The following is a 1,166-nucleotide window of genomic DNA, read 5'->3' on the forward strand; positions in this document are numbered from 1 at the left end:
GTCACCTGCGCGACGGCGCCGGTGGCCACCTCGATGCGGAACACCGGGCGGCGGCCCTCGGAGTCCGCGAGCGCGATCACCGCGGAGTCGTCCGGCAGCCACGCGACGACGTCGGCCCAGCGGTCCCAGCCGTGGGCCAGGGGCGTGGTCTGGCCCGTGGCCGTGTCCATCACGTACAGGCGCGGGTGCACGGCGGAGTGCGGGGTGGAGTCGGGGGTGCGGACGACGACGGCGCGCGTGCCGTCATGGCTGACGGGGCCGACGGCCACGTCCTCACCGGGGACGTCGTGCAGGACGCGGTGCTCGCCCGTGGCCAGGTCCACGCGCACCACCGTGCCCTCGCGCACGTTGCCGCGAGCCTCGGCGGTGGCGGCCGTGGTGAGCAGGAACGAGCCGTCCGGGGCCACCTGCGCGCCGATCCCGAACGCGTGGGAGCGCGGGAATCCGGAGACGTGGCGCAGGTGGTGCGCCACGTCGTCGGCCTCGGGAGCCAGGCCGGAGGCGGCGGGGCCGGGCTCGGCGGCGTCGGCGTCCGTGGCGGGCTCACCCTGCGGGTCCGGGCCGGGCTCGAGGACGAAGAGCTCGGGGCGGGCGGGGCCGAGGTCGTGGTCCCAGAAGCGGATGGGGTAGCCGGTGTGCAGGATGGCGTCCACACCGGCGTCCTTGCGGGTCTGCGCGAGGGCCGCGTGCTCGGCCTCGGTGGTGGCGCCGAGCAGCCGGTCCGCCGTGACGACCACGCGGTCCGCCGCAGAGGCGCACGTGACCGCGGCGACGCCGCCCGGGCGGGAGAGCACCACGCGCGCCTCGCCGCCCCGGGCCGGCAGGGCCCACAGGGCGCTGCGCTTCTCGGCCTCGGCGTCGGCGGGGTCGGGACGGGCGGAGGTGAAGAAGAGGGTGCCGTCCGCGGCGAACTGCGCGCCGGCCTCGCCCTCGCGGGAGCGGGTCAGGCGGTGGGCGGGGCGCTTGCCCGCGGGGTCGACCTCCCAGAGGGCGGTGGCGTAGCCGGTGCCCTTTGCGTCCCGGGCGGCGACGGTGGTCACCAGGCGGGCGCCGTCCGGGCTGAGGGTGAGACCGGCGACGCGCGGCAGCGCGGTGAAGGCGTCGAGGTCGTGGAAGGGGGTGGCGGGGGCGGCCGGGGTGTCCGGGGTGGAGGTCATGCGTTCGTT

1 pseudogene is annotated in these 1,166 nt (G+C 77.6%); it reads right to left on the reverse strand.

The features are described 5' to 3' along the window. A pseudogene (locus ACFWJO_RS40190) lies at nt 1–1,157 on the reverse strand (hypothetical protein); the annotation flags it as partial. Nucleotides 1,158–1,166 lie beyond the last annotated feature (9 nt).

Origin of the sequence: Streptomyces sp. NPDC127092 (assembly GCF_042722475.1) — a bacterium.
Taxonomy (GTDB): Bacteria; Actinomycetota; Actinomycetes; order Streptomycetales; family Streptomycetaceae; genus Streptomyces.